At 50.7% G+C, this 25,714-nt stretch carries 27 protein-coding genes and 1 riboswitch; of the genes, 23 read left to right on the top strand and 4 right to left on the bottom strand.

Annotation, left to right across the window (positions count from 1 at the left end):
- Nucleotides 1-18 precede the first annotated feature (18 nt).
- Entirely contained in the window at nucleotides 19-207 is a 189-nt protein-coding gene (locus B5F29_RS09120) for a hypothetical protein (RefSeq protein WP_087154309.1), read from the bottom strand.
- Between the two features lie 86 nt (nucleotides 208-293).
- On the opposite strand from B5F29_RS09120, the gene B5F29_RS09115 reads away from it, so the two are divergent.
- The 3 genes from B5F29_RS09115 (at nucleotide 294) to B5F29_RS09105 (ending at nucleotide 4,132) form a co-directional block, all read left to right on the top strand.
- Nucleotides 294-986: a 2-phosphosulfolactate phosphatase gene (locus B5F29_RS09115; protein WP_087154342.1), complete on the top strand. Its 693-nt coding sequence runs from the start codon at nucleotides 294-296 to the stop codon at nucleotides 984-986.
- A gap of 139 nt (nucleotides 987-1,125) precedes the next feature.
- Nucleotides 1,126-1,833, top strand: coding sequence for a response regulator transcription factor (locus B5F29_RS09110; RefSeq protein ID WP_087154308.1), 708 nt, complete (start codon nucleotides 1,126-1,128; stop codon nucleotides 1,831-1,833).
- Nucleotides 1,808-4,132 (top strand): sensor histidine kinase, encoded by a 2,325-nt coding sequence (locus B5F29_RS09105; protein WP_242955620.1) that lies wholly within the window; start codon nucleotides 1,808-1,810, stop codon nucleotides 4,130-4,132. The genes B5F29_RS09110 and B5F29_RS09105 overlap by 26 nt, the downstream gene beginning before the upstream one ends.
- Before the next feature lie 63 nt (nucleotides 4,133-4,195).
- Here the strand turns inward: B5F29_RS09105 and B5F29_RS09100 are convergent, their stop codons facing one another.
- Nucleotides 4,196-5,077, bottom strand: a complete 882-nt coding sequence (locus B5F29_RS09100; RefSeq protein WP_087154307.1) for a LysR family transcriptional regulator — start codon at nucleotides 5,075-5,077, stop codon at nucleotides 4,196-4,198.
- 150 nt (nucleotides 5,078-5,227) lie between these two features.
- Here B5F29_RS09100 and B5F29_RS16965 point away from each other — a divergent pair, with 150 nt between their 5' ends.
- The 4 genes from B5F29_RS16965 to B5F29_RS09085 are packed head-to-tail and all read left to right on the top strand — an operon-like array spanning nucleotide 5,228 to nucleotide 7,751.
- Nucleotides 5,228-5,350, top strand: coding sequence for a hypothetical protein (locus B5F29_RS16965; protein WP_275532927.1), 123 nt, complete (start codon nucleotides 5,228-5,230; stop codon nucleotides 5,348-5,350).
- Nucleotides 5,329-5,820 carry an aldo/keto reductase gene (locus tag B5F29_RS09095; protein WP_087154306.1) on the top strand — a complete coding sequence of 164 codons (492 nt, stop codon included), beginning with the start codon at nucleotides 5,329-5,331 and terminating at the stop codon, nucleotides 5,818-5,820. Before B5F29_RS16965 ends, B5F29_RS09095 begins: the two co-directional genes overlap by 22 nt.
- On the top strand, nucleotides 5,759-6,340 hold the full coding sequence (locus tag B5F29_RS09090; protein WP_087154305.1) for a flavodoxin family protein: 582 nt from the start codon (nucleotides 5,759-5,761) through the stop codon (nucleotides 6,338-6,340). The genes B5F29_RS09095 and B5F29_RS09090 overlap by 62 nt, the downstream gene beginning before the upstream one ends.
- Nucleotides 6,341-6,380: 40 nt before the next feature.
- Nucleotides 6,381-7,751: a sedoheptulokinase gene (locus B5F29_RS09085; RefSeq protein ID WP_087154304.1), complete on the top strand. Its 1,371-nt coding sequence runs from the start codon at nucleotides 6,381-6,383 to the stop codon at nucleotides 7,749-7,751.
- Nucleotides 7,752-7,895: 144 nt separating this feature from the next.
- On the opposite strand, the gene greA is transcribed toward B5F29_RS09085, so the two are convergent.
- Both greA and asnA read right to left on the bottom strand, forming a co-directional pair.
- Complete coding sequence (greA, locus tag B5F29_RS09080) at nucleotides 7,896-8,399, bottom strand: transcription elongation factor GreA (protein WP_087154303.1); 504 nt, start codon at nucleotides 8,397-8,399, stop codon at nucleotides 7,896-7,898.
- Between the two features lie 13 nt (nucleotides 8,400-8,412).
- Nucleotides 8,413-9,423: an aspartate--ammonia ligase gene (gene asnA / locus B5F29_RS09075; RefSeq protein ID WP_087154302.1), complete on the bottom strand. Its 1,011-nt coding sequence runs from the start codon at nucleotides 9,421-9,423 to the stop codon at nucleotides 8,413-8,415.
- Nucleotides 9,424-9,578: 155 nt separating this feature from the next.
- Here asnA and B5F29_RS09070 point away from each other — a divergent pair, with 155 nt between their 5' ends.
- The 16 genes from B5F29_RS09070 (at nucleotide 9,579) to B5F29_RS08995 (ending at nucleotide 25,681) form a co-directional block, all read left to right on the top strand.
- Nucleotides 9,579-10,382, top strand: coding sequence for a nitrilase-related carbon-nitrogen hydrolase (locus tag B5F29_RS09070; protein ID WP_087154301.1), 804 nt, complete (start codon nucleotides 9,579-9,581; stop codon nucleotides 10,380-10,382).
- A 48-nt stretch (nucleotides 10,383-10,430) separates the two neighbouring features.
- Nucleotides 10,431-11,120 carry a GTP pyrophosphokinase gene (locus tag B5F29_RS09065; RefSeq protein ID WP_087154340.1) on the top strand — a complete coding sequence of 230 codons (690 nt, stop codon included), beginning with the start codon at nucleotides 10,431-10,433 and terminating at the stop codon, nucleotides 11,118-11,120.
- Nucleotides 11,098-11,883 (top strand): HAD-IIB family hydrolase, encoded by a 786-nt coding sequence (locus B5F29_RS09060; RefSeq protein WP_087154300.1) that lies wholly within the window; start codon nucleotides 11,098-11,100, stop codon nucleotides 11,881-11,883. The genes B5F29_RS09065 and B5F29_RS09060 overlap by 23 nt, the downstream gene beginning before the upstream one ends.
- 77 nt (nucleotides 11,884-11,960) lie before the next feature.
- Nucleotides 11,961-12,122, top strand: coding sequence for a rubredoxin (gene rd / locus B5F29_RS09055; protein ID WP_087154299.1), 162 nt, complete (start codon nucleotides 11,961-11,963; stop codon nucleotides 12,120-12,122).
- A gap of 77 nt (nucleotides 12,123-12,199) precedes the next feature.
- A complete protein-coding gene (locus B5F29_RS09050) occupies nucleotides 12,200-12,880 on the top strand; it encodes a Crp/Fnr family transcriptional regulator (protein WP_087154298.1) in 681 nt (226 codons plus the stop codon).
- Nucleotides 12,877-14,043: an FprA family A-type flavoprotein gene (locus tag B5F29_RS09045; protein ID WP_087154297.1), complete on the top strand. Its 1,167-nt coding sequence runs from the start codon at nucleotides 12,877-12,879 to the stop codon at nucleotides 14,041-14,043. Before B5F29_RS09050 ends, B5F29_RS09045 begins: the two co-directional genes overlap by 4 nt.
- A 140-nt stretch (nucleotides 14,044-14,183) precedes the next feature.
- Nucleotides 14,184-16,388, top strand: coding sequence for a M20/M25/M40 family metallo-hydrolase (locus tag B5F29_RS17055; protein ID WP_087154296.1), 2,205 nt, complete (start codon nucleotides 14,184-14,186; stop codon nucleotides 16,386-16,388).
- Nucleotides 16,385-17,500, top strand: a complete 1,116-nt coding sequence (gene hflX / locus B5F29_RS09035; protein WP_087154295.1) for a GTPase HflX — start codon at nucleotides 16,385-16,387, stop codon at nucleotides 17,498-17,500. The genes B5F29_RS17055 and hflX overlap by 4 nt, the downstream gene beginning before the upstream one ends.
- Nucleotides 17,497-18,660, top strand: coding sequence for a CapA family protein (locus tag B5F29_RS09030; protein WP_087154294.1), 1,164 nt, complete (start codon nucleotides 17,497-17,499; stop codon nucleotides 18,658-18,660). Before hflX ends, B5F29_RS09030 begins: the two co-directional genes overlap by 4 nt.
- A gap of 2 nt (nucleotides 18,661-18,662) precedes the next feature.
- Nucleotides 18,663-19,205, top strand: coding sequence for a GNAT family N-acetyltransferase (locus B5F29_RS09025; protein ID WP_087154293.1), 543 nt, complete (start codon nucleotides 18,663-18,665; stop codon nucleotides 19,203-19,205).
- A gap of 10 nt (nucleotides 19,206-19,215) precedes the next feature.
- Nucleotides 19,216-19,998 (top strand): type I methionyl aminopeptidase, encoded by a 783-nt coding sequence (map, locus tag B5F29_RS09020; RefSeq protein ID WP_087154292.1) that lies wholly within the window; start codon nucleotides 19,216-19,218, stop codon nucleotides 19,996-19,998.
- A 26-nt stretch (nucleotides 19,999-20,024) separates the two neighbouring features.
- The gene (fliB, locus tag B5F29_RS09015; RefSeq protein WP_087154291.1) at nucleotides 20,025-21,179 is read left to right on the top strand and encodes a flagellin lysine-N-methylase; all 1,155 of its coding nucleotides are present in this window, start codon (nucleotides 20,025-20,027) and stop codon (nucleotides 21,177-21,179) included.
- Complete coding sequence (locus B5F29_RS09010; protein WP_087154290.1) at nucleotides 21,176-21,667, top strand: hypothetical protein; 492 nt, start codon at nucleotides 21,176-21,178, stop codon at nucleotides 21,665-21,667. Before fliB ends, B5F29_RS09010 begins: the two co-directional genes overlap by 4 nt.
- Nucleotides 21,668-21,692: 25 nt before the next feature.
- Nucleotides 21,693-21,854: riboswitch (M-box (ykoK) riboswitch) on the top strand.
- A 328-nt stretch (nucleotides 21,855-22,182) separates the two neighbouring features.
- On the top strand, nucleotides 22,183-23,535 hold the full coding sequence (gene mgtE / locus B5F29_RS09005) for a magnesium transporter (protein ID WP_206414196.1): 1,353 nt from the start codon (nucleotides 22,183-22,185) through the stop codon (nucleotides 23,533-23,535).
- A 216-nt stretch (nucleotides 23,536-23,751) separates the two neighbouring features.
- A complete protein-coding gene (locus B5F29_RS09000) occupies nucleotides 23,752-25,107 on the top strand; it encodes a sensor histidine kinase (protein WP_242955619.1) in 1,356 nt (451 codons plus the stop codon).
- The gene (locus B5F29_RS08995) at nucleotides 25,091-25,681 is read left to right on the top strand and encodes a response regulator (protein WP_242955618.1); all 591 of its coding nucleotides are present in this window, start codon (nucleotides 25,091-25,093) and stop codon (nucleotides 25,679-25,681) included. Before B5F29_RS09000 ends, B5F29_RS08995 begins: the two co-directional genes overlap by 17 nt.
- Nucleotides 25,682-25,714 lie beyond the last annotated feature (33 nt).

Genomic DNA, 25,714 nt, shown 5'->3' with positions numbered 1-25,714 from the left:
TCCCGCAGGGATCGGAAACTAATCTTCGGGCGGTTCCGGAAGGAAAGAATAAAGTTCCTGATAGGCTTCCAGTTCCGCCTCATTGTCCAGACCGGTGGGGATCAGTCCGGTACAGTCCTGCGCAGAGCAGGAGTTCAGTCCGGAGATGTTGTCCGCTGCCTTTCGGACGGACTTTTTTTGTCTGGGCGCGGTATGGTGTTCAGACATGGAAACGCCTCCTTTCCCTGCCAGTATGCGCCGGAAGAACCGGGATTATGCGCGGCGGAAGAGGCTGCTTTACGGAGGAGATGTCTATGGACGTACAGATTTTACATATGATCGAAGGAGCGAAAAAAGCAGAAGGGCTGACGGTCGTCATCGATGTGTTCCGTGCTTTTTCCCTGGAATGCTACCTGATGGCGAGGGGAGCGGGACGAATCCTTCCGGTGGGATCCAAGGAACGCGCATATGCTCTGAGAGAGGAACATCCGGAGTATCTTCTGGCAGGGGAGCGCCATGGGGTGATTCTGCCGGGATTTGACTACGGCAATTCTCCGTCCCAGACAGAGCATGCGGATCTGCGTGGAAAGACAATCGTGCATACCACCAGCGCGGGGACCCAGGGGGTGGCGAACGCGCTTCATGCGGATGAGATTCTGACCGGAAGCCTGGTAAACGCGAGGGCAGTGGCGCGCTACATCCGGAAAAAGGGATATGAGAAAGTATCGCTGGTCTGCATGGGCCTGGAAGGCCTGGAAGACGCTCCGGAGGATGTGCTCTGCGGACGGTATATCAAAGGAATCCTGGAAGGACAGGAGCCTGATATGAGAAAAGAGCTGGAGACGCTTCGGAAGGATCCCACGGTGCAGCGTTTTTTCGACCCGGAAAATCAGGTGTTTCCGGAAGCGGATTACTGGATGTGCACGGAAGTGGATAGATTTGATTTTGTCCTGCGGGTGGACAGGCTGGAAGAAGATGTATTTGAAGTCCACCGGACAGACGTATAGAATGATATGCAGGTTTTCTTTAGTTTTTCTTTAGAAATACCTGCATTTGTTTTTAAGATTCAGGCGCTACAATGACTTCGTCAGATGAAAGACGGAAGGGAGGAGCGGCGCCTTATGAAAGGCAGGATGAGAGAGGATTATGGAGAAATATCATGTGCTGGTTGTGGAAGATGACAAAGAGATCCGGGACGGGATCGAGATTTATCTGAAGAGCCAGGGTTACGAAGTATACAAAGCCGCGGACGGGATCGAAGGACTGGAGATTATCTACCGGGAAGAAATCCATCTGGCGATTGTGGACGTGATGATGCCCCGCAAGGACGGGATCCAGATGGTAATGGAGATGAGGAAGGACTATGATTTTCCGGTTATCATGCTCTCTGCCAAGTCAGAAGAGGTGGATAAGATCCTGGGGCTGAATATGGGGGCGGACGACTATGTGACGAAACCCTTTACCCCGCTGGAACTGCTGGCGAGGGTAAACTCCCAGCTCCGGCGCTACAGCCGATATCTGGAGAAACTGAAAAACGGAAACAACGATGAAGGACACATATACAGGATTGGCGGTCTGGAACTGGATGAAGAGAAGGTGGAGCTTCGCGTGGACGGCGTCCCGGTGAAGGTGACGCCCATGGAGTACCGGATTCTTCTTCTGCTCATGAAACATCCGGGCAGGGTATTTTCCGCGGATGAGATCTATGAACGGGTCTGGAATGAAAAAGCGGTAAATTCCGACACGATCATGGTCCATGTGAGGAATATCCGTGAGAAGATCGAGATCAATCCCAAGAATCCAAAATATTTAAAGGTGGTGTGGGGTGTTGGCTATAAAATGGAAAAACAGTAGTGGAAAAGGTATTCTGGCCGTGATTTTGTGCGCCGCGCTGGCGGCTGCGGCCATGTGCGCCGTGTATCCGTATTTTAGAGAAAAGGCGCAGAAAAATATAACGGAGGCACAGGAGTCTCTGCAGGAATCGGATGAGCATGCTCCGGTGTTTTCGGCGGACGATGAGTTTATGCGTTATGTTCGTTCCGCGGTCTACTATATGAATTATGAGACGACGCCGGATATGGACGCATACCAGTATTTTACCCAGAGAAGCAATACAAACGAATTGACGGAAGATGAGATTGTCAGTCTCCAGGATGCGGCCAGCAGGCTGATGCGGAACATGCGCAATCAGTACACGATGGTTCAGAGTATGAACGATTATTACAGCTATGGCGTGTCTGTGGACCGTGAGTATGGAACGGACGGGAATCTGTCGGACGCGATCTATGATGAAGGGGAGTTTGTAAAACAGTATTACGAAGCCGGCCTGGTCATCTCCTACGACAGCAGGGGCGTGCCCAGCGTGCGGGATTCCTGGAATCTGGAAATGGATGAGGCAGAGCTCCTTTATTATCTGCAGGAAGGGACCATGGCGGATCTGATGGAAGACAACGGTCTCTACGACGGGGATTACTATACGGAGGACGAATATACGGAGACCGTCTATACAGAGGAATATACGGAGGAGACCGTCGCTACCTCGTCAGAGGAAGCAACAGTGGCTGTGGACGTGGATCCTTATCAGGGGGACGAACTGCTGATGCAGATTCCCCGGCCTCAGATCCAGAACGCTACTTTTGCATTCGGCGTCCATACGATTTCAAACTATGGCACCGGTTATAATGATTACTGGATCGAACATCAGGCGTATGAGCACAGCGGCTACATAGTAGGCGTATTGGCGCTGACGGTGGTCATGATTGCGGCGGCGCTGGTGCTGCAGAATATACCGGTGCTGGGACTTCGGAGAAACCGCCTGTTCTGCCTGCCGACCGAAGTGGTGGCGTGTATAGGCGTATCGGGATTTGCAGTGTCCATGTCGGTGATGCTCACAGAATTTGGATATTATACATTATCCAGCAGTCTGACAGATAATTTGCTCAGCGCCGGGATCGGAGAATCGGCGGTGGCGAACACGGCGACCGGGCTGATCTGGCTGTCCTGGTTCTGCTACGCCTTCTGCTGGTACTGGCTGGCGGCGTCCCTCCTGCCTTATTTGACGCACCCAATCCGCACGCTGAAAGAACGGATGCTCTGCGTGGCGCTCTGGCGCTGGCTGAAAAAGCAGTGGATGCGCCTGTATCACTGGGCGACGGATATTAAACTGGATGAGAATCTGACCAAAAATATCTGGAAGCTGGTGGGGTTAAACGGAGTGATCGTGATCGCCCTCTGCTGTATATGGATCGGAGGAGTCGCCGGAGCGATCATTTATTCCGCTGTGCTTTATGTACTGATCAAGAAAAAATGCGGGGAGATCCAGGACGATTACCGGAAGCTGCTGCACGCGACCAGCGCCATTGCCGACGGCGACCTGAATACTCCGACGGACGAGGATATGGGTCTTTTGAATCCCATCCGGGATCAGCTTTCGGCTATTCAGGCAGGATTCCGCAAGGCAGTGGATGAAGAGGTCAGAAGCCGCAATATGAAGACAGAGCTGATCACCAATGTATCCCATGACCTGAAGACGCCGCTTACCGCGATTATCACATACGTGGATCTGCTGAAAAAGGAAGATCTGACAGAGGAAGAGCGCAGAGAATATGTGGATACGCTGGATCGGAAATCCCAGAGACTTAAAGTCCTGATAGAAGATCTTTTCGAAGTGAGCAAGGCGACTACCAATAATATCACGATGAATTTCACGGATGTGGATCTGGTGAATCTGATCAAACAGGTGCATCTGGAGAATGAAGACAAGATCGCGGAGAGCACGCTGGATATCCGGTGGAACCTGCCGGATGAGAAGTGCATCCTTTCCCTGGATCCCCAGAGAACTTACCGGATCATCGACAACCTGCTTCAGAACTGCCTGAAATACTCTATGCCCCATTCCAGAGTCTACATTGACCTGAAAGACCAGGATGGAGAAGTGACTGTAACATTTAAAAACATGTCCGCGGTAGAGATGAATTTCTCTCCGGACGAGATCACGGAACGGTTCGTGCGCGGAGATCTGTCCCGGAATACCGAAGGCAGCGGCCTGGGCCTTGCCATCGTGCAGAGTTTCACGGAACTGCAGAATGGAGAATGCAAGGTGGAGACGGACGGAGATCTTTTCAAAGTGACGCTCAGGTGGAAGCGGGCGTAGGAAATATTGATTATAATGGGCCTGGGACGCCGTACTATATGTACAGCGTATCGAGGCCCATATTTAAAGAGATCCAAAATCCCTTTTCAGTTCTTCCAGAAGCAGCGAGGCCACAGGAGTAAACATTTGATATTTTTTCCAGATGATATACATGGGTGATTCAAGCGCCGGTTCCAAAGGTTGGAAGCAGATATCGCTGTCCGGGCCTGTATTGACAAGGCCGTCGAATCCGAGAACATATCCAAAGCCTTCCCGCACCATGACAGAAGTATTAAAAAGCAGGTCATAGGTCGCAACGATATTCAGTTTATCCTGTGTTTCACCGAACCAGCGCGGCATTTCTTCCCGCATTGCCTGCCGGGAAAGAATCAGCGGAATATTCATCAAGTCATTCAGGTGTATACAGGAATGTTCTGCGAGCGGAGAGTCCTTCCTCATGATAAGCCCCCAGCGGTCTGAAGAAGGCACCTTCAAGTAATTATACTTGCTTAAATCTACTTCCTGAATGATGACGGCAACGTCCAACAGGCCCCGATCCAGCCGTTCACTTACAGCATCTGTACCGCTGCTGTAAAAGTGGTAACGGATACGGGGATACTTTTTCTGCAAAGATTTGATTACACGGATTACATGAGCAATTCCGTTGGACTCCGCACATCCGATATGTATATCTCCGCCGTTGATTTCGTCAAGCGACTTAAATTCCTCAAGCGTTTTATCCGCCATTTCCAGAATATCTTCTGCCCTTTTTCGCAGAAGCATCCCTTCTTCCGTCAGCTTAATGCTGTAGTTGCTTCGGGCAAAAAGCTTTTTCCCCAACTCATCCTCTAATTCCTTAATCTGCCGTGAAAGTGTAGGTTGAGAAACATGCAGCCGCTGTGCAGCATGAGTCACGTTTTCCTCCCTTGCAACTTCTAAAAAATATCGTAAAACCCGTAATTCCATAGACAGACCTCCTCGTGTTCAGTTTATCATGAACAGTTATTTGCGTGAAGAATATCTGGAAATAATTTTGGATATTTTACATTTCTCACGGCTGGATATATAATCAGCATGGAGGCGATCAGAAAACTGATAAGCGGGAGGAAAACTGCAATGAATAATTTGACATTGAATAACGGCGTACAAATGCCGATGGTTGGCTTTGGCACATGGGATGTGCGGGGTGAGAAAGGCAAGAGGTGTATTCAGGATGCTTGGAGCTGGGATATCGGCTGATTGATACAGCACAGATGTATGATAATGAGGAGATGGTAGGCAAAGCTGTTCGGGAGAGCGGTCTGCCACGGCAGGATATTTTTCTCACCACGAAACTGTACCGGTCCAGCGCCAGCTACCAGAAGGCAAAAGCCGGTATTGAGAAATCTTTGAATGAATTACAGACGGATTATATTGATCTGCTTTTGATCCACGAGCCTTATGATAACGCGATGGAAATGTATGAGGCGTTTAAAGAGGCATATCAGGCAGGAAAAATTCGCGCTATTGGTGTTTCTAACTTTGATGCGCGAAAATATCAGGCATTTATCCGTTCCTGCGGAGTTATCCCGGCGGTAGATCAGGTAGAGTCTCACGTCTACTATCCCCAGCTTTCTTTGAAGAAACTGTTGAACACACACGAACACAATGAAAGTTTTAGCAGTCAACAGCAGCGCCCGGAGGGACGGAAATACTGCCATCCTGATTAACCGGGTATTTGAAGAACTGAATAAAGAAGGTATTGAAACGGAGATGATCCAGCTCGCCGGGCAGGTCGTGGAGCCCTGCAAGGCCTGCTGGGCCTGCGGAGGTCAGGAAAACTGCGTCCACCGCAAAGATAATTTCAGGGAGATTTTCGATAAGATGAAGGAAGCAGATGGAATCATTCTCGGTTCCCCGGTATATACGGCGAATCTGTCTGCCAATATGCAGGTTTTTCTGGAACGGGCCTCGGTAGTAACAGACATGAACCGGGACGCCGGCCTGTTCCGCCATAAGGTGGGAGCAGCCGTTACAGCGGCCCGCCGGGGCGGCGCAGTGAGCGCACTGGATGCCATGAACCATTTCTTCTTGCTGCAGGAGATGTTTGTGGTGGGCTCGTGTTATTGGCCTCTGGCCTATGGGCAGATGCCGGGCGATGCCCTGAAGGATGCGGAAGGGTTGGAGACCATGCGCGTGCTCGGGCAGAATATGGCATATCTTTTGAAGGCGTTGAAGGAGAGGCGTTGAAGATATTTCTGAAAGAATTATAAAAGAGGTTTGGATCACTATGAAAGCGATAGGAATCGATATTGGAACGACTACCATCAGCGGTATAGTCCTGGATACAGAGAAAAGGCAGGTGCTTGAAGCCAGGACGGTGCAGAATGGAAGCTTTATAAAAACGGAGCATGAATGGGAACGGATCCAGGACGTGGATGTGATTCTTGACAAAGCAGAGGACCTTGTAAAGGAGCTTCTGGCATGCTGTCCGGAAGCAGACGTGATCGGCCTGACCGGGCAGATGCATGGAATCGTATATCTGAACCGGAACGGGAGACATGTAAGTCCTCTCTATACCTGGCAGGACGGGAGAGGAAATCTCTCGTCAGATGGGCACAAACCTTTGACGGAACAAGTGATGGACAAGACAGGAGTGTTTATTGCTTCCGGCTATGGACTGATCAGCCATCTCTATAATCTGAGAAACGGTCTGGTTCCGCAGGAAGCAGTGTCTTTGTGTACGATAGGGGATTATCTGGGAATGGTTCTGACAGGAAGAAAGTATCCCCTGGTACATATAAGCAACGCGGCAAGTCTTGGGTTCTTTGACGTCCAAAGAGGCGGTTTTCGCAAAGACGCCATGAAAGAGATGGGGATAGATCCGTCCATTCTCCCGGAGATAACGGAAGATTTCACAGAGCTGGGCAGATATCAGGGGATCCCTGTTACGGCGGCACTGGGAGATAATCAGGCCAGCTTCCTGGGCTCCGTAGGAATACATAAGAATATACTTTTGCTGAACATGGGGACAGGCGGTCAGATCTCGGCGCTTTCGGATCGGTATTTCGAAGCGCAGGGGATAGAAGCGCGCCCCTTTGTGAAAGGGAAGTATCTGCTTGTAGGAGCTTCTCTGTGCGGCGGACGGGCCTATGCGGTGCTGGAGCATTTCTTCAGAAGCTATGCAAAAACGGCAGGCATGGAAGAAGCCTCCCAATATGCTGTGATGGCGGAATTGGCGGAAAGAGGAATGAAAGGCGCGGATCGTCTGAAAGTCTGCACTGCTTTTAACGGAACACGGGCAGAACCCGGACTTCGCGGAAGCATTACAAATATCGGCGAGGATAATTTTACTCCGGAAAGCCTGACCTTCGGCGTACTGGAAGGAATGACGCGGGAATTGTACGACATGTATTGCCTGATGCGGGAAGGGACAGATCTGAAGGCGGAGCGTCTTGTGGCGTCCGGCAACGGGCTGCGGATGAATCCGGTACTTCAGGAGATCTGCAGCGGCATGTTCGGGGCGGAGCTTATTCTGGCGGATTTTAAAGAAGAAGCGGCCTGCGGCGCGGCTGTCAGCGGAACTATGGTTAAAGGAATTATGGAAGTAGACACTCATGAGATGACGATACAGATGCTGCCAGAGGAGCAGGGGAATTGAGTTGAGCAGATTCAGTATCTGAGGGTTTTCCTCATGTACTCTTGATTAATAAGTTGGCATTGGGATTTGTCAAAGAAAGAGAACCGTCCTGCGTCTGCAGGACGGTCCTGAGCATTTTCTTTCGGCTGATGCCTACTCCCACCATTAAAAACCGCGGATATCATCATTTTCATCATCCGCAGTGTCTTTGATTTCCCGGATCACCACATCATAACTGTAATCATCACTGACAGGTATGGTGACGCGGTCGCCTGTTCTGTGGTGCAGCAGGGCTTTCCCAAGAGGGGACTCGATGCTGATCAGGTTCTTCATGGAGTTGCCCCGGATGCTGGTAACAATCTTGTAAGTTTCGCATTCGTCGTCTTCTTCAATATAGACGGTGACGGTCTTATTGAGGCCCACTTCGTCAGAGGCGGTGTGGTCCTCTACGATCACTGCGGTTTTCAGCATCCGCTCCAGGTAACGGATACGGCTTTCGTTCTGGTTTTTGTCTCTTTTTGCTGCGTAGTATTCAAAATTTTCGCTCAGGTCACCCTGGGCGCGGGCTTCTTTTACTGCTTCGATGGCTTCCGGGCGGACGACCAGTTTTCGGTGGTCGATTTCCTGCTGGATCTTTTCTACGTCCTTTTTGGTCAGCCTTTCTCTCATGATTACACCTTCTTTACAGCAGTACGATTTGATTCTGAAGAGCCGTCTCGCGGATCTGATCCGGCCAGATGGACGACTGTACTTCTCCGATATGAGCTTTCCGCAGGAAAAACATGCAGATACGGGACTGCCCGATACCGCCGCCTATGGTATATGGCAGCTGTTTTTCCAGGATCGCTTTCTGGAACGGCAGTTCGGAGCGTTCTTCACAGCCTGCCAGGGTAAGCTGGCGCTGCAGAGCTTCTTCATCTACGCGGATTCCCATAGAAGACAGCTCCAGGGAACGGTTTAATACAGGGTACCATACGATGATGTCACCGTTCAGGTGCCAGTCGTCGTAATCCGGAGCGCGTCCGTCGTGGGGTTCGCCGTTTGTGAGCTTGTCGCCGATCTCCATCAGGAAGACGGCGCCTTTTTCCCGTGCGATCCGGTCTTCTCTTTCCTTGGGAGAGAGATTAGGATAGAGATCCAGAAGCTCCTGAGTTGTGATGAAGAAAATCTCTTTAGGAAGGATCTCTTCAATGTAATCGTACCGGATAGCCATATATTTCTCTGTTTTTTTCAGGACCTTATAGATTTCCCGGACAGTATCTTTCAGAAATGTAATATTCCGGTCTTTTTTCAGAATGATTTTTTCCCAGTCCCACTGATCCACATATATAGAATGAATATTGTCTGTGATTTCATCTCTGCGGATCGCGTTCATATCTGTATAGAGTCCCTCGCCGATATGGAACCCGTACTGTTTCAGCGCGTAGCGTTTCCATTTGGCAAGAGAGTGCACGATTTCGACCGGACGGTCATTCTGCTCTTTTACTCCGAAAGTGACCGGACGCTCCACTCCGTTCAGATTGTCGTTCAGGCCGGATTCCGGCGTCACGAAAAGGGGAGCGGATACGCGGAGCAGATAGAGACGTTCCGACAGCGTCTGCTGAAAGAAATCTTTGACAGTCTTGATCGCGATCTGCGTGTCATAAAGGGACAGATCGGAATGGTAATTTTCAGGTATGTATAAATTTTCCATTCATATTCCTCCAGTTTAACGATTCTGATCTGGCGTTGCTGCGCCAATATTGCAAGTATATCATAAAATTTGCAAAAGGGAAAGAATCTTCATCGACAAACCGTGCATTATCATGTAAAATAGAAAGAAGCTGTGTATAAGGTGGGGATCGGCGGATGAAGATAGGGCTGGGGCAGATACAGATATGCTGGGAAGACAGAGAGGGAAGCCTCCGGAAAGTGGAACAGTGTATGAACCTTTTGCAGAATGAAAGGACAGATCTTTTTCTGCTTCCGGAGATGAGCCTGACCGGTTTTTCCATGCGTACAGAGTATACGAAAGAACAGGGAGAGACGATAGGGCTTGCCCGGGAGCTGGCGGATAAATATGGGATGGCAGTGGGAATCGGCTGGGTAAAAGACGCCGGAGAACGGTGCGAAAATCATTATTCTCTTGTATCGCAGGAAGGAACACTGTTGGATTATGCCAAACTGCATCCTTTTCGGTATGGCGGAGAAACACAGATGTTTCAGGGGGGAACAGAGATTCCTGTCTGCAGGTTTGGGGATTTTCGGATCGGAGTACAGATCTGTTATGATCTGCGTTTTCCGGAACCGTTTCAGATACTGTCCCGGCAGGCGGATCTGATCCTGGTGCCGGCAAACTGGCCCGCGTCCCGGAGGGAGCATTGGGACTGTCTGCTGCGTGCCAGGGCGATAGAAAATCAGGTGTATGTGGCAGGGGTTAACTGTGCGGGACGGATGGAAAAGCAGTATTATTCAGGGGATTCCGGAATCTACAGACCGGATGGCTCATTTCTGCCGGCAGGAAAGAAGATCAGTATTCCTGACGGATGTCCGGAAGAAGTTTTGTTATGTTATGAAATGGATTGCGATGTGGAACGGTATCGGAGCAGTTTTCCGACAAAGGAAGACCGTAGAGAAAATCTGTACCGGAAATACTATGCAGGAGGAAATTGAAACACAAAAGACATGAACGAGAAAGATATATGGATCAGAGGAAGCAGAATGGATGCAGAAGCCCTGAAGAACTATTTGGAGGACAGGCAGCAGGCCACGATACTTGGGGAACTCCAGACATTTATGTATCTGATGATGGAATACCGCTGCGCGATCCGGGAGATAGAGACCAAGCTGAATGTGCTGAATGACGAATTCTCCCTCCGGCATGAGAGAAATCCGTTTGAGTCTATTGAAAGCCGTGTAAAAGAACCTTTGAGCATCATTGAGAAGATGCGCCGGAAAGGCTTTGAACTGACGGTGGAAAATATCGAAGAGAAGTTATCGGATGTGGCTGGGATCCGGGTGATCTGTTCTTTTGTAGAAGATATTTATTATCTGGCAGATATGTTGTCTGCCCAGGATGACCTGAAGGTGCTGGAAGTCAAGGACTACATTAAAAATCCCAAACCCAACGGATACCGGAGTCTGCATCTGATTATCCAGATCCCGATTTTTTTATCGGATCAGAAAAAAAATATGCGGGTGGAAGTACAATTCCGCACTATCGCCATGGACTTCTGGGCGAGCGTGGACCATAAGCTGAAATATAAGAAAAATGTGGCGAATCCGGAGATGATCGCGGAAGAACTGAGAAAATGTGCGGACGTGATCAGCGGAGTAGACCAGCGGATGCAGGAAATCCGCAATATGATAGAGGCAGAGGAGATAGCAGATGATAAAATTGATAGCCAGTGATCTGGACGGGACTTTGATTCCGGAAGGGACGCAGACGATCGACCCGGATTTCTGGGGCGAACTGGAGAAACTCCTGGAGCAGGGATATCTGTTTTATGCGGCCAGCGGACGGCAGTATGCCAATATGCGCAGGCTTTTTGACGGTTATGCGGATCGTATGGGATTTATCAGTGAAAATGGAGCGATTGTCACCGAAAAGGAGCAGGTAATTTTTGTTGATGAACTTCCGCGGAAACTGATGGTGAGCGTGGCGGAGGACATGATTCGTTTTCCGGAGACGGAGATCTGTCTGTCAGGAGTGAGAGCCTGTTATATCCGGCCAAGAACAGACTGGTTTGCGGATCAGATCGAAAATGTGCTGAAAAATGCCACCGAACGTTTTGAAGATCCGGCTTCGATTGACGATCAGATCGTCAAGGCCTCTGTGTATATTCATGATTTTGATAAAAACGTATCTTTTATTCAGTCGTTTTTGCGGGAAAAATATGGGGCACAGGCGGATTTTGTCACGGCAGGCAACGGATGGCTCGATATGATCATGGAAGGGTCCGGAAAGGGAAAAGCGCTAGAGTTCGTTATGGAGAGACAGGGAATCTCTCCGGAAGAGGTTATGGTATTTGGAGACAACCAGAATGATATATCCATGCTGAAACTGGTGTCGAACAGTTATGCGGTGGAATCCGCAAAACCGGAGGTCAGGGCGTGCGCATCCCATACTTGCGAAAGTGTTTCAAAGATTTTGAGAGAATTTTTAAAAATGTAACAAATGTTACGGTATAATCTGCCAAAAAGGGATATGCTATAACAAGAATAAAATGAATAACTGGAGGTAATGAGACAATGAAGAAATATGTATGCGAACCGTGCGGTTATGTATATGATCCGGAAGTTGGCGATCCGGAGGGAGGAATTGCTCCGGGAACTGCTTTCGAGGATCTTCCGGATGACTGGGTATGTCCGGTCTGCGGAGTAGGCAAAGAGGAGTTCGCACCGGAAGAATAACAAGACGGGAGGCTGTCGCAGAATGGTCAGTGACGATGCGGCAGCCATTTTTCCGTATTTAAGTTAGAGGATGAACCATGGAGAAATATCTGGAAAGTCCGCTGTTTGCCCGGATCACCGGGGAAGAGGCGGAACGGATGCTGAACTGCGCAAAGGCAAGGTACCGGGATTATAACGCGGGAAGCATTATTTTCGGAGAGGACGATAAACCAAAGAATTTATATCTGCTGCTGGAGGGAAAAGTGCAGGTGGTCAAGAATCTGCCTTCCGGCAAGAGAAATCTGCTTTTTCAGGTGAATGAGCTGGAAGTGTTCGGGGCCAGCTGTCCGTCCGAATCCAGCGGCTGCTATTGGTACGAGGCGGTGGCGGTAAAGCCGTCCAGAGTATTGATACTTCCTTTTCAGTTTATCTATGGATTCTGCTCGAATGTCTGCGAACACCACAAGATGATTATCCGGAATCTGCTGGATATTCAGGCCAAGAACAATCTGCAGATGACAAAAAAACTGCACATCGTCACCAACACGACCCTGAAGCAGAAAATTGCTCTCTGGATTCTGGAGGTGAGCGAGGACGGGAAAAAAGCGGTGATGGACATGAACCGCGAGGAACTGGCAGATTATCTGGGCGTGACCCGTCCGTCCCTGTCCCGTACCATGATGGAGATGCAGAAACAGGGACTGATCCGGATCGAAGGGAAAACGGTCTGGATCCTGAACGCGGAAGAGCTTGGAAAGATTATGGAGGATGAAAGATGAAAGAAGTGACAGTAACAGATTCTGTTTTGTATGTGGGATGCGATGACCGGGACATCGACCTGTTCGAGAGTCAGTACCGCGTACCGAACGGTGTGACTTACAATTCATATGTGATCATGGATGAAAAGATCGCGGTCATGGATACAGTGGACCCGCGCGCGATGGAAGAGTGGATGCAGAATGTGGAACGTGTGCTGGATGGGAAGGGACCGGATTATCTGGTGATCAGCCATCTGGAGCCGGACCATGCGGGGAGTATACAGAGGATCGCGGAGAGATATCCCGCTATGAAGCTGGTCAGCAATGCGAAAGTGTTCGCCATGCTGCCGCAGTTTTTCAACTTTGACCTGACCGGCCGTACCGTGACTGTGGGCGAAGGAGACAGTCTGGAATTGGGCAGCCATACCCTGCATTTTGTGATGGCTCCTATGGTACACTGGCCGGAAGTGATGGTGGAATATGAATCTTCTGAGAAGATCCTGTTTGCCGCAGACGGCTTTGGAAAGTTCGGAGCCATGGACGCTGAGGAAGAGTGGACGGATGAAGCCCGGAGATATTTTATCAATATCGTAGGAAAATACGGGCCACAGGTACAGGCTCTTCTGAAAAAGGCAGCCACGCTGGATATCGCCATGATCTGCCCGCTGCACGGACCGGTCCTGAAAGAGAATCTTGGATTCTACATTGACAAATATCTGAAGTGGTCTTCTTACGAGCCGGAAGAAGAAGGAGTTGTAGTGGCGTGCGCGTCCATCCATGGAAATACCCGGAAGGCCATGCAGCGTTTCGTGGAGATTCTGAGAGAAAAGGGAGCGAAAAATGTAGTTTTCTTTGATCTGGCCAGAGACGACATGGCGGAAGCAGTGGCAAGCGCTTACCGTTATGATACGCTGGTAACGGCATGCTGTACATACGACGCAAATCTGTTCCCGTGCATGGAGGATTTTCTGTATCATCTGAAAATCAAGAATTTTCAGAACCGTAAAGTGGGCATTGTGGAAAACGGTTCCTGGGCGCCTATGGCAGGAAAGCAGATGCGCTCCTATTTTGAAGGTATGAAAAATATCCGGATTGCGGATCCGATGGTTACGATCCGCTCTACGATGACGGAAGAGAACGAGGAAGAGATGAAAGCGCTGGCGGACGCATTGCTGGCGAAATAGTGAAGAAAATCAAAAAGGCGGCTCTGATCCCGGCAGGGGACAGGGCCGTTTTTTGCCGTCCTGAACGGGCAAACTGTATTCTTAAGAAAGAGAAAGAGCCATTGTAAATACCCGGCCGTCTGTGCTACAATGAATGCAGTATGAAAAGAAATGAAATATATATTATCCATGGAAAACAATATATAGACATGACAGAACGCTTGCTGCAGGAGGCGGATCTGGCAGGCATGATCGGGGACAGAGAGAAAAGAATCGGTATCAAGCCCAATCTAGTATCTGCTTCACCGGCTTCTGAAGGAGGAACGACTCATCCGGAAGTGGTGGAGGGACTGATCCGGTATCTGCAGCGGCACGGGTTTTACAATCTGGCCATCATGGAAGGCTCCTGGGTGGGCGGACGGACAGAGGAAGCTTTTGAGGTCTGCGGTTACCGGAAACTGGCAGAGCGTTTTCATGTGGAGCTGATCGACGCGCAGAAAGAAAAAAGCGTGACGAAAGACTGCGGAGGCATGGAACTTCATATCTGCCGCTGTGCAGAGCACGTGGATTTTATGATTAATGTACCGGTACTGAAAGGGCACTGCCAGACACGGATTACCTGCGCTCTCAAAAATATGAAAGGACTCCTGCCCAACGGGGAGAAGCGCAGATTTCATGCCATGGGGCTGCACCGTCCGATCGCCCATCTGGCGCTGGGGATCCGGCAGGATTTTATCCTGGTGGACAATATCTGCGGCGATCTGAGTTTTGAAGACGGAGGAAATCCCACGGAGATGAACCGACTTCTGGCTGCCGCGGATCCGGTTCTCTGCGACGCGTATGTTTGCCGTTTCCTGCATTATCAGACAAGGGACGTGCCGTATATCGGCATGGCGGAGACGCTGGGCGCCGGCAGCAGTGATCTGGATCGCGCGGTGATCCGGGAATTGAATAAGCCGGAGCATGCGGCGGAGCTTCCGGAACTTGGGAGAGTCTTGAAGCTGGCAGAGATGGCGGAGGAAGTGGAATCATGCAGCGCCTGTTACGGATATTTGATCCCGGCGCTGGATATGCTGGAAAAAGAAGGCTTTTTAAAGAATTTTAAAGAAAAGGTCTGCATTGGCCAGGGATTCCGGGGAAAGAACGGCGTACTCGGAGTGGGCAGATGTACGGCAGGGTTCACGCATCATCTGGACGGCTGTCCTCCTACGGAACAGGAGATGTATGAGTTTTTGAAAGACTATATTATGGAGACGGAGACACGTCGGTTAATCTGTGATCTTGCCTGTATCCCGGCAGCCGCAGGACAGGAACAGAAACGTGCGGATTACATCAAAGCGTGGCTTCAGAGGCAGGGAGCCGAAAATGTGTATGAAGACCAGGCCGGAAACATCTGCTGGCTCTGGAGCCGGAAAAAGGAACATCTGACTGTATTTACGGCGCACATGGATACGGTCTTTTCGGAAGATACCCGGCTGCAGATCCGGGAAGAGGACGGGCGTCTGTATTGTCCCGGTATCGGGGATGACACCGCCAATCTGGCATGTATGCTGATGGCGGCGGCAGAAGCGGCCAGATCAGGCTGGATCCCGGAGCATGGGATTCTGTTTGCCGCTACAGTAGGAGAAGAAGGGTTGGGGAATCTGAAAGGAAGCCGCCAGATCTTTAAGGATTATGGATATGCGGCAGACCAGGCAGTCTGCTTTGATCTGTACCGGGAAGCGGTGTATTGCCGGGCCGTCGGTTCAGCCCGCTATGAGGTCCGCGTCCGCACACCGGGCGGCCACTCTTATGAGGATTTCGGACGTAAGAATGCGATTGCGGAAGCTGCACGGCTGATAACCAGACTATATGAAAATGAGGGACGGGGATCGGGAAAAGCTACGTGGAATGTAGGAACGATCCGCGGAGGCACTGTGATCAACGCCATCGCTTCGGAAGCTGTTTTTACATATGAATACCGGTCGGAAGATTCCGGGTGCATGGACGAGATGGAACAGAGATTCCGGAAGGCATTGGACGAAACACAGGACGGAGACGTGTCGGCAGAGGCGACATGTATCGGTATCAGACCTTGTGCCAGAGGTGTGGACGGACAGAGGCAGAAAGAGCTTGCAGATTCCTGCCGCAGGGTTCTCAGGAAATATACGGAAAGAGAAATCCCGGATAAGGCAGCTTCTACAGATGCGAACATTCCGCTTTCCATGGGGATTCCCGCGGTCTGCATAGGTACTGTTGCAGGAGCAGGCCTTCATACCCTGGAAGAATATATAGAATCGGACAGTATCCGCCAGGGATTTAAAATCACCGGAGATGTGCTCCGGATGTGCGTGGGAGAACAGAGAAAGGAGTCACCACAGGATTGACAGATAATAAGGAACGTGCTTTTTTGCTCGGGGTGAATCTGAACGATGGAGAAAATTTTGAACGTTCCATGCAGGAACTGAAAAGTCTGGCCGAGGCGTGTCAGATGGAAGTGATGGGGCAGATGACTCAGAATCTTGCCAAACCGCACAATGCCTTATATATGGGGAGGGGAAAAATTGGTGAACTGCAGGATCTGCTGGAACAGGAACCGGCGGATGTTCTGATCTTTGACCGTTCCCTGACGCCGTCTCAGCTGCGGAATCTGCAGAATATTCTGGACCTGCCGATTCTGGACCGTACGACGCTGATCCTGGAGATTTTTTCCAGGAGGGCACAGACCAGAGAAGCGCGTCTGCAGGTGGAATCGGCAAAACTTCAATATATTTTGCCCAGACTTACCGGGATGCACAAGGCACTCAGCCGTCAGGGCGGAGGCAGCGGACTTGCCAATCGGGGAGCCGGGGAGAAGAAGCTGGAGCTGGACCGCCGCCGGATAGAAAAAAGGATGGCGGAACTGCGCCGGGAGCTGGATAGGATATCCACAGAGAGGGAAACGCAGCGCCGGAAACGGGGGCAGAGCGGGATTCCCAGAGTTGCGCTGGTAGGTTATACCAACGCGGGGAAATCCACATTGATGAACCGGATGCTGGAGACTTATATGAGGAATGACGCCGGAAAAGTTCTGGAAAAAGATATGTTGTTCGCCACGTTGGATACGACGGTACGCAGGATCCAGGCGGGGCCGGAGCGGGTATTTCTGCTGTCGGATACGGTAGGATTCATTCATCAGCTTCCGGCAGGACTGGTAAAAGCTTTCCGGTCTACGCTGGATGAGGCCAGAGAAGCAGATCTGCTGCTGCTGGTGCTGGACGATTCCGATGAAGATCATATCCGTCAGAAACAGGTGACGGAGGAGACGCTGAAAGAGTTGGGGGCGGGCGACATCCCCGTGATTTATGTCTATAATAAAGCAGATCTCCGACTGGGGGAAGAAGAACTGCCCAGAGTCCGGGGCGACCGGATTTACATGTCAGCCAGGAGCGGGGCAGGCATCCCAGAACTGACAGACATGATGTTTGCCCGGCTGAAGAAGACAGGAGGCGCCGGATGAAAAGAAGGATATTTGCATGCATGCTGGCCTGCGTATTTCTGACCGGCGGATGCGGACAGCCGGCCGGCATGCCGGAAGAAAGCCCGGCGGAGACGGCGCCGGAGGAAGCATTGTCCCCGGAAAGCGGTACAGAAGATCCGGATGCCGGAAACGGCGATCTGGCAGTGCAGGAGGAAGAACCGGATCTTCACGAATATGATTTTACACTGGCTTTTGCCGGGGATATCAACCTGGGAGATGACTGGGGTACGATGGACTACTACCGGGAACAGGAGAACGGGATCCGCGGATGTATCGATCCGCAGTTGATTGAACGGATGCAGACCGCAGACCTGATGTGCCTGAATCTGGAATGCTGCCTGTCGGATGCGGGGGCACCCATGGAAGGCAAGGCATATACGTTCCGGGGATCGCCGGATCATGTGGGGATACTGAAAGAACTGGGTGTGGATCTGGTTAATCTGGCCAACAACCATGTGTTTGACTATGGAGAAGAAGCGTTTCTGGATATGCTCTCCGTTTTGGAAGAGGCGGGCCTGCCCAAAGTGGGAGCGGGCGCGGACGCACAGGAGGCGCAGGCCCCTTGGTATGGAACGTTTGACGGTAAAACTGTAGCTGTGGTATCTGCCACATGCGCGGAAAAATATATTCTGACTCCGGAGGCAGGAGAAAATACGCCCGGCGTGTTCCGGTGCTATGAGATGGAAAATCTTCTGAGTACGGTGGAAGAAGCGGACAGGAATGCGGATTTTGTCATCGCCTATATCCATTGGGGTACCGAGTACAGTGAAAAACTGGAAGAAGCGCAGACGGAAGGAGCCAGAGCGCTGGCGGAAGCCGGCGCGGACGTGGTGCTGGGTGCTCACCCGCATTGTCTGCAGGGCGCGGAATATTTCAATGGAACGCCGGTGTTTTACAGTCTGGGAAACTACTGGTTTAATGAAAAAACACTGGATACTACCCTGCTGGAACTGCATTTTTATGGAAATGATGAGGAACAGTATCTGGAAGTGACTCCGGTACCTGCCCGGCAGGAGGGATATTATACAAGACTTTTGACAGATCCGCAGGAAGCGGACGCCTGGCAGACACATATGGAGGAGATGGAGCCTTCCGGTATCTGGTTTGATAAAAATGGAATAGCAAGAGAGGTTGAATAGAGATGGAAATCAGACAGGCAAATCGAAGAGAGAGAAAATTGATGAAAAAATTGTATCTGAGAGCGTTTCCCAAAGCAGAACGTAAACCCTTCAGCGCCATGTGTAGGATGGCGGCGAAAGGGATGATGGAGATGCTTGTCATCGCAGATCAGGGTTATCTGGTGGGACTTGCCATTACCGCAAGGTATAAAGATCTGGTACTGCTGGATTATTTCGCGGTGTCAGAAGTGTTCCGGGGACAGAATTATGGATCCAGGGCGCTGGAGATGCTGAAAAAACGGTATGAAGACAAACGTTTCCTTCTGGAAATAGAGACACCGGATGAAAAAGCTTCCAATCAGATCCAGAGAGTCCACAGGAAGAATTTCTATCTGCGCGGAGGCATGCAGGAAACCGGGATTCGGATCAGCCTGTGCGGCGTACCCATGGAGCTTATGTCTGACGGAAAAGATGTAAGTTTTGAGGAATATCATGACATCTATAAATATGCGGTGAATCCGGTATTTGCCCGAAAGGTCGTTCTCATCGGAAAAGATGTGAAGTGAGGTGCATCGGATGACCAGAAGAAAGAGAATATTGAAAACGGGAAATGTCCTGGTAAAAAGTACGGCTCAACTGGAAGGAATCCGAGAGAGCGGCAGAATCAACACGGCAGTTCTGGATTATGTGCAGGAACACATATGTGCCGGCATCTCTACGGAAGAGATTGACCGATGGGTTTATGAACAGACTACCCGCGCCGGAGGAGTTCCTGCTCCGCTGAACTATGAAGGGTTTCCCAAAAGCGTGTGTACATCCCGGAACCAGGTGGTATGCCATGGAATACCGAATGAGAAAGAGATCCTGAAAGAAGGGGATATTATTAATGTGGATGTTTCCACAATCTATAACGGATATTTTTCTGACGCTTCCAGAATGTTCTGTATCGGGGATGTAAGTGAAGACAAGAAACGTCTGGTACAGGCGGCAAAAGAAGCGGTACAGGCAGGACTTCTGGAAGTAAAACCCTGGAAACCTCTGGGAGATATGGGACATGCGGTACACATGTATGCCATGAGCAGGGGATATTCTGTAGTGGAAGAAATCGGCGGGCATGGCGTGGGTCTTCAGTTTCATGAAGAACCATGGGTCAGTTATGTAGCCGCAAAGGGTACTGGAGAGATCATGGTACCCGGGTTGGTGTTTACCATAGAACCCATGATCAATATGGGAGGCCCGGAGGTATATGTGGATGACAGCAACGGATGGACAGTCTATACAGAGGACGGAATGCCGTCTGCCCAGTGGGAAGTGACGGTGGCGGTGACGCAGGACGGCTATGAGATCCTGACCAGATAGCGGTCAGGCAGAAAGGAGTGTGCCGGATGGAATATTTGTATCCAAAATATTTTTATGATTTTCAATGTAAAGCGGGAGAGTGCGAAGATACCTGCTGCGCGGGCTGGAAGATTGCGATCGACCCGGTGTCTTTGAAAAAATACCGGAAGTATCCGGGATTTTTCGGCAACCGCCTGCGCAATTCTGTGGATTGGGAGACAAAGTCGTTTGATCAGTACCACCGGCGCTGCGCGCTCCTGAATGATGAGAACCTGTGCGATATTTATATTGAGGCAGGCCCCGGTATGCTCTGCAAAACCTGTACCCGTTATCCCAGGCATTATGAGGAATTTGAGAACCTGAGAGAGATTTCTCTGTCATTGTCCTGTCCGGCGGCGGCCAGGATGATACTGGGCGACAAAGAAAAGCTCACATTTGAGACTTCCTTCAGAAAAACTCCGGAGGAAGAATATGAAAGGTTTGATTTCTTCCTGTTTACAAAACTCCAGGAAATCCGGGATTTTCTCTATGAAAGGATCCAGGACAGGGATCAGGGAATTGAGCTTCGTATGGCCGGGATCCTTGCCGCGGGCCATGACCTGCAGTCCAGGATCGGCCGGAAGCAGCTCTACGAGGTAGATGATTTCCTGAAGTGGTGCCGCACGAAAGCATTTCAGCGTCAGGCGGATAAAAAGTTTTCCGCTTATCAGAATCATCCGCTGGAAGCGCGTATTCAGATGCGCCGGATGTGGAGGAGACTGTACCGGCTGGAAGTGTTAAAGCCGGAATGGATAACCTTCTTAAAATATCAGGAGCTTCGGCTGTATCATGATATGGGGCTTGAAGATTACCGGAAAGCATGCCGGGAATTTGCCGGGTATATGAAAGACCGGGAGACAGAGTATGAACAGCTTCTGATGTATTTTATTTTTGTGTATTTCTGCGGCGCGGTCTATGATGAAAACGCGTACGGCAAGATCAAGCTGGCGGTGGTCAGCACCATGCTGATCCGGGAGATGGGTATGGCCGTCTGGCTGGAGAACGGGAAGACCTTTACACTGGACGATCAGGTGAGGATCGCTTACCGTTATGCCAGAGAGATCGAACATTCCGATCCGAATATCGAGGCATTGGAAGCAATGGTGACAGATGAGGAGCTGTTCCGGCTGGACCGTGTCCTGAAAGGGTTGTTGGGAAGATGATACATTTTTTAAGGGCCAGATATGCGGCGGAGCTGTCCTATACAGGAAGCAGGGAGACGGCCCGCAAAGCGATCGGGGAAGACACAGGAGAAGAGGGATATTTTGAGAACTATTATGAGAACGGAGATACGTTCCGGATTTTTCTGAAACGTAAGTTTCCCTTCTCTTTTCTGATCGCTGTACCGGAGGGGCAGGGGATCTGGAAGGACGGAACCGTGCAGATAGAGTTTCATGTGTCCAAGATGTCCCATGCTGTGGAATGGATCCTGTATGGCCCGGCTGCGGTGATGTGTGTGATCCTGGCCGCGGCGGGGATCGCCGCGGGACTTCCCATCCTATGGAAGCTGGCGGCGTTTGCGGCTTTGCTGCTGGTGCTGCGCCAGGGACTGCGTACTGTCGGCTTCTGGGCGGAGGTATTTCCCGCATTGCAGAGGCTGGAAAATATACTGGAAAGCCCTGATTTCAGGGTTGACAAGTCTGTGCAATAGAAGTACACTGGACGTAGTGACAAGTTGATAGATCCGGTAGGTAAGGCTACCGCAGGGATATGGGTTGCTGCCGCAAAATGATGGAGACATCATGCGTTGGTTTGAACAGGCGATATCGAAACGAAGGTATCATCTAATGCAATTTCACCGCCCTGCGATGCTAAAGCTTGGACGGTTGCACCAGAGAGATTTCCCCCGTGTGAAGTTCAAGCTTCGCACGGGATTTTTTATTTACTGGGCACTATAAGCGCCCAGTAAATAAAAACGCTCCGCGAGGATCGCGCTGCGGCGGATATGAAAAATGCCGCTGGGGCGGCCCGCCGCAGGCGGAGAATCCTGCAAAGCAGGATTCTATTTTAAAAATCCGTCCAGCGGCGGGAGCCCGGATTGCGAATGTCGCATGGCGATTGCGGGAGTGCGTCAGCACGGAGCAATCGTTTTGCACAAAAACGCTCCGCGAGGATCGTACCGCAGCGACTTTGCCGGAAATAGCGAAAGAAATGGAGGAAGGACGAATGCAAGACAAGTCAGTTATGAACAGCGCGCTGACCACGCTGGTAGAAAACAGAAAATACAGTTCCATCAAAGACATTCTGCTGACCATGAACCCGGTTGACATCGCAGAATTATTTGGTTCTGTCCCTGAACAGACGCTGCCGATCCTGTTTCGTCTTCTCCCCCAGGATCAGGCGGCGGATACGTTCGCGGAGATGGAGCCGGAGCTGCAGCAGATGCTGATCGAAGCATTTTCCGACCGGGAATTAAAAGAAGTGGTGAACGAACTGTGCGCCGACGACGCGGCGGACCTGGTGGATGACATGCCTGCCAATGTGGTGAAAAGGATCCTCAGACAGGCAGATCCGGATATGCGCCGGATGATCAATGAGCTTTTAAAATATCCGGAGGATACGGCCGGAAGCATCATGACTCCGGAGTTCGTGAAGCTGCGTCCCACCATGACGGCGGATCAGGCGATCAAGAGCATCCGCAGGACAGGACTGGAGAAAGAGACGATCAACGACTGTTATGTGACAGACCAGGAAAGCCGCCTGATCGGAACCGTGTCGATCAGAACCCTGATCATATCCAGGGAAGACGCTCTGATCCAGAATATCATGGAAGAAAATGTGATCTCTGTTACCGCCAAAGAGGACCAGGAAGAAGTGGCAAGAGTATTTGACAAATACGATCTGATCGCGCTGCCGGTGGTGGACGGTGAGAATCATCTGGTGGGTATTATTACGGTGGACGACGTTCTGGATGTCATGAAAAAAGAAACCACCGAGGATATGGAGATCATGGCGGCTATGATGCCGTCGGAGAAACCGTATATCAAAACTCCGGTTGCGGAGCTTTACAAAAACCGGATTCCCTGGCTTTTGATCCTGATGATTTCTGCTACGGTAACCGGTTTTATCATCACAAAATTTGAGGACGCTCTGGCGGCTTATGTGGTTCTGACCGCCTATATCCCCATGCTCATGGATACGGGCGGCAATTCAGGGAGCCAGGCGTCGGTAACGGTGATCCGCGCTTTGTCTCTGAATGAACTGGAGTTCAAAGATATCTTCAAAGTGATCTGGAAAGAAGTACGGGTGGCGGTTCTGTGCGGATTTACGCTGGCGGTTGTGAACTTTGCGAAGCTGATGCTTTTTGACCGTCTGGCGGTTATGGTGGCGCTGACTGTCTGCTGTACACTGGTGGTCACAGTGTTTGTGGCAAAGATTACCGGTTGCATCCTGCCTATGGTGGCAAAGAAGATCGGCTTTGACCCGGCGGTGATGGCCAGCCCGTTTATCACGACGATTGTGGACGCTCTGTCCCTTCTTATCTATTTCCAATTCGCAACCATGCTGCTGGGCCTGTAGGCCCGGCGGCAGTTCCGGCGACTGCCGAAATATCCCAAATTTTATAGGAAAAGGCTGGCGTTTTCGGCGAATGAATTGACATGCCGGAAATCAGCACGATATACTTAATATGTTATGCATAATTTTTCAGGATTGCCGGCAGAAATCCTGCTCCTTTTCACGGTCCTGATCTGGGCGCTATATTTTCTGATCTATCTTTCCAGCCCGGAGAACAAAGTGAATCAGTGGGCGTGTATCTGCGGATTTTTGCTGAGTATAGGAGTTTTCAAAGAGTATATATATTACAGAGGAATCTTTGAGGGGATTCAGGTCACTTTTTTTCAGGTGGATTATGCGCTGGACGAACTGCTCAACTCGATCCTGACGGCGGTGCTGTATTATCTGGCTATGCCCTGCGTGGTGGTTTTCAGTCTGTATTTCTGCCGTATGGACCGCAGGCACCCCTCTTTGTTCCGTATGCTCTGCGTACTGCTTTTCGTACCGGTGGTCTGTTTCGGCATGCTTTATCCGTGGAGCCAGACGCGGGAAATCCCTTTGAGCGATCCTATGGCCTATACGGTAGTGGCGGTTTATAACCTGTTATACGGAATTCTGGCGACGGTTCCGATTCTGTTTACTTTGATAAAGGAACGTAAGGATATTCGTTTCCGCCAGCGGAGACTTGTGTCGCTGATCGCGCTTCTGCCGTTATGGTATTGGCTGCTTACGCTTTTCCTGGTACATCTTCTGGAGCTGGAGAGCCTTTACAAGCTGTGGCAGGGCAACGCGCTGATTATTCTGGGTCTCTTCCTGTACTATGTAAGGCATCTTTTCCGCGACGGGATCTGGGGAATGCGGCTGAACCGGGTCCACTTTGACTGGACCGGCGAGACTGAACAGGTGCCGGAAAATATCCGTTACGTGATCCATATGCTGAAGAATGAATTGATAAAACTGGAGATGTGCACCAATTCCCTGCGGAGGATGAAGATCCCCGGGGCGGACAGAGAACTGGAGATCATGGAGCACAGCGTCGGACATATTCAGGAATTTGTCAGAAGGAGTAATTCTTATACACAGAAGATTATGCTGTCCCTGACGGATGTAAAAGCGGAAGAACTGCTTCAGGCGGCAGCGGAAGAGACGGCCCATGGCTGGAAAGGGAATGTGGAAATCTGCGTGGATCCCCCGGGGGCAGTCTTAAGATGCGACTATTCCCACATGAAAGAGGTGCTGAACAATCTGGTCGGAAACGCGCTGGATGCTATGGGAGAGGATGGGACCCTTGAGCTGGGATACCGGAAACCGCGGAAAAACATAGCGCTGATCAGCGTGCGGGATACCGGGCGGGGGATCCCGGAGAGCCAGATAAACCATATCTTCGAGCTGTATCACAGCGGTTATTCCGACGGCAGACATATGGGCATGGGGTTGTATTACTGCCAGAATGTAGTGCGTGCCCACGGGGGTTATATTCAGGTAAAGAGCAGTATGTCCCCGGAGAACCACGGGACGGCTTTTATCTTGTGCATCCCTGTGGGGAGAAATATTTCCGCAGAGACGGAGACAGATGAAAATGGAACAGATCATTAAAATACTGATTGTGGAAAACGATAAAGATTTTGCCTGGCTGCTTCAAAATGAGCTGGAACTGCATGAACGGCTGAAGGTCGTCGGCGTCTGCGGCGGCAGGGAAGAAGCGGTGAAAACGGCGTGCCGTCTGCAGCCGGACATTGTGCTGATGGACCTTCATCTGGGGAATACCTATGAAGAAGGCATCCAGGCATCCAAGCAGATCCGGATTAAGACGGACGCGAAAGTACTGATCCTTACGGCGCTGTATTCCCAGGAGATTATCGAAAATGTGGTGGCGCAGTCGTTCGCTTCCGGATACATCATGAAAGAACAGATCTCCCTGCTGGTGGAGAATATCTACGCGCTGGCAGAAGGGACGACAGGGCAGGAAAGGATCCTGCTGCAGTCGGCGCTGTCCTGCCTGACGCCGGCGGAACGCGCCGTGTTTGACATCCTGATGGGAGAAGAAGACCGCTCCCATTCCTCCTCCAAGACGATTGCCAATCAAAAAACCCAGGTGCTGAAAAAGCTGAAGCTGGACAACAAAAAAGAGCTGCAGCATGTGTTTCGCGCGCTGAAGGAAAATAAGTGAGAAATAAACTCCCATAAGTTATGGAATTCCCAT

The sequence above is a fragment of the Lachnoclostridium sp. An196 genome, assembly GCF_002160135.1.
Lineage (GTDB): Bacteria > Bacillota > Clostridia > Lachnospirales > Lachnospiraceae > Hominiventricola > Hominiventricola avistercoris.
This window is presented reverse-complemented; position numbering and strand designations above follow the sequence as displayed.

What these genes read in the sequence shown, in the direction of transcription:
- B5F29_RS09120 (WP_087154309.1), bottom strand. Translation starts at nt 207, where the DNA reads ATGTCTGAACACCATACCGCGCCCAGACAAAAAAAGTCCGTCCGAAAG.
- B5F29_RS09115 (WP_087154342.1), top strand. Translation starts at nt 294, where the DNA reads ATGGACGTACAGATTTTACATATGATCGAAGGAGCGAAAAAAGCAGAA.
- B5F29_RS09110 (WP_087154308.1), top strand. Translation starts at nt 1,126, where the DNA reads ATGGAGAAATATCATGTGCTGGTTGTGGAAGATGACAAAGAGATCCGG.
- B5F29_RS09100 (WP_087154307.1), bottom strand. Translation starts at nt 5,077, where the DNA reads ATGGAATTACGGGTTTTACGATATTTTTTAGAAGTTGCAAGGGAGGAA.
- B5F29_RS16965 (WP_275532927.1), top strand. Translation starts at nt 5,228, where the DNA reads ATGAATAATTTGACATTGAATAACGGCGTACAAATGCCGATGGTTGGC.
- B5F29_RS09090 (WP_087154305.1), top strand. Translation starts at nt 5,759, where the DNA reads ATGAAAGTTTTAGCAGTCAACAGCAGCGCCCGGAGGGACGGAAATACT.
- B5F29_RS09085 (WP_087154304.1), top strand. Translation starts at nt 6,381, where the DNA reads ATGAAAGCGATAGGAATCGATATTGGAACGACTACCATCAGCGGTATA.
- greA (WP_087154303.1), bottom strand. Translation starts at nt 8,399, where the DNA reads ATGAGAGAAAGGCTGACCAAAAAGGACGTAGAAAAGATCCAGCAGGAA.
- asnA (WP_087154302.1), bottom strand. Translation starts at nt 9,423, where the DNA reads ATGGAAAATTTATACATACCTGAAAATTACCATTCCGATCTGTCCCTT.
- B5F29_RS09070 (WP_087154301.1), top strand. Translation starts at nt 9,579, where the DNA reads ATGAAGATAGGGCTGGGGCAGATACAGATATGCTGGGAAGACAGAGAG.
- B5F29_RS09065 (WP_087154340.1), top strand. Translation starts at nt 10,431, where the DNA reads ATGGATGCAGAAGCCCTGAAGAACTATTTGGAGGACAGGCAGCAGGCC.
- B5F29_RS09060 (WP_087154300.1), top strand. Translation starts at nt 11,098, where the DNA reads ATGATAAAATTGATAGCCAGTGATCTGGACGGGACTTTGATTCCGGAA.
- rd (WP_087154299.1), top strand. Translation starts at nt 11,961, where the DNA reads ATGAAGAAATATGTATGCGAACCGTGCGGTTATGTATATGATCCGGAA.
- B5F29_RS09050 (WP_087154298.1), top strand. Translation starts at nt 12,200, where the DNA reads ATGGAGAAATATCTGGAAAGTCCGCTGTTTGCCCGGATCACCGGGGAA.
- B5F29_RS09045 (WP_087154297.1), top strand. Translation starts at nt 12,877, where the DNA reads ATGAAAGAAGTGACAGTAACAGATTCTGTTTTGTATGTGGGATGCGAT.
- B5F29_RS17055 (WP_087154296.1), top strand. Translation starts at nt 14,184, where the DNA reads ATGAAAAGAAATGAAATATATATTATCCATGGAAAACAATATATAGAC.
- B5F29_RS09030 (WP_087154294.1), top strand. Translation starts at nt 17,497, where the DNA reads ATGAAAAGAAGGATATTTGCATGCATGCTGGCCTGCGTATTTCTGACC.
- B5F29_RS09025 (WP_087154293.1), top strand. Translation starts at nt 18,663, where the DNA reads ATGGAAATCAGACAGGCAAATCGAAGAGAGAGAAAATTGATGAAAAAA.
- map (WP_087154292.1), top strand. Translation starts at nt 19,216, where the DNA reads ATGACCAGAAGAAAGAGAATATTGAAAACGGGAAATGTCCTGGTAAAA.
- fliB (WP_087154291.1), top strand. Translation starts at nt 20,025, where the DNA reads ATGGAATATTTGTATCCAAAATATTTTTATGATTTTCAATGTAAAGCG.
- B5F29_RS09010 (WP_087154290.1), top strand. Translation starts at nt 21,176, where the DNA reads ATGATACATTTTTTAAGGGCCAGATATGCGGCGGAGCTGTCCTATACA.
- mgtE (WP_206414196.1), top strand. Translation starts at nt 22,183, where the DNA reads ATGCAAGACAAGTCAGTTATGAACAGCGCGCTGACCACGCTGGTAGAA.
- B5F29_RS08995 (WP_242955618.1), top strand. Translation starts at nt 25,091, where the DNA reads ATGGAACAGATCATTAAAATACTGATTGTGGAAAACGATAAAGATTTT.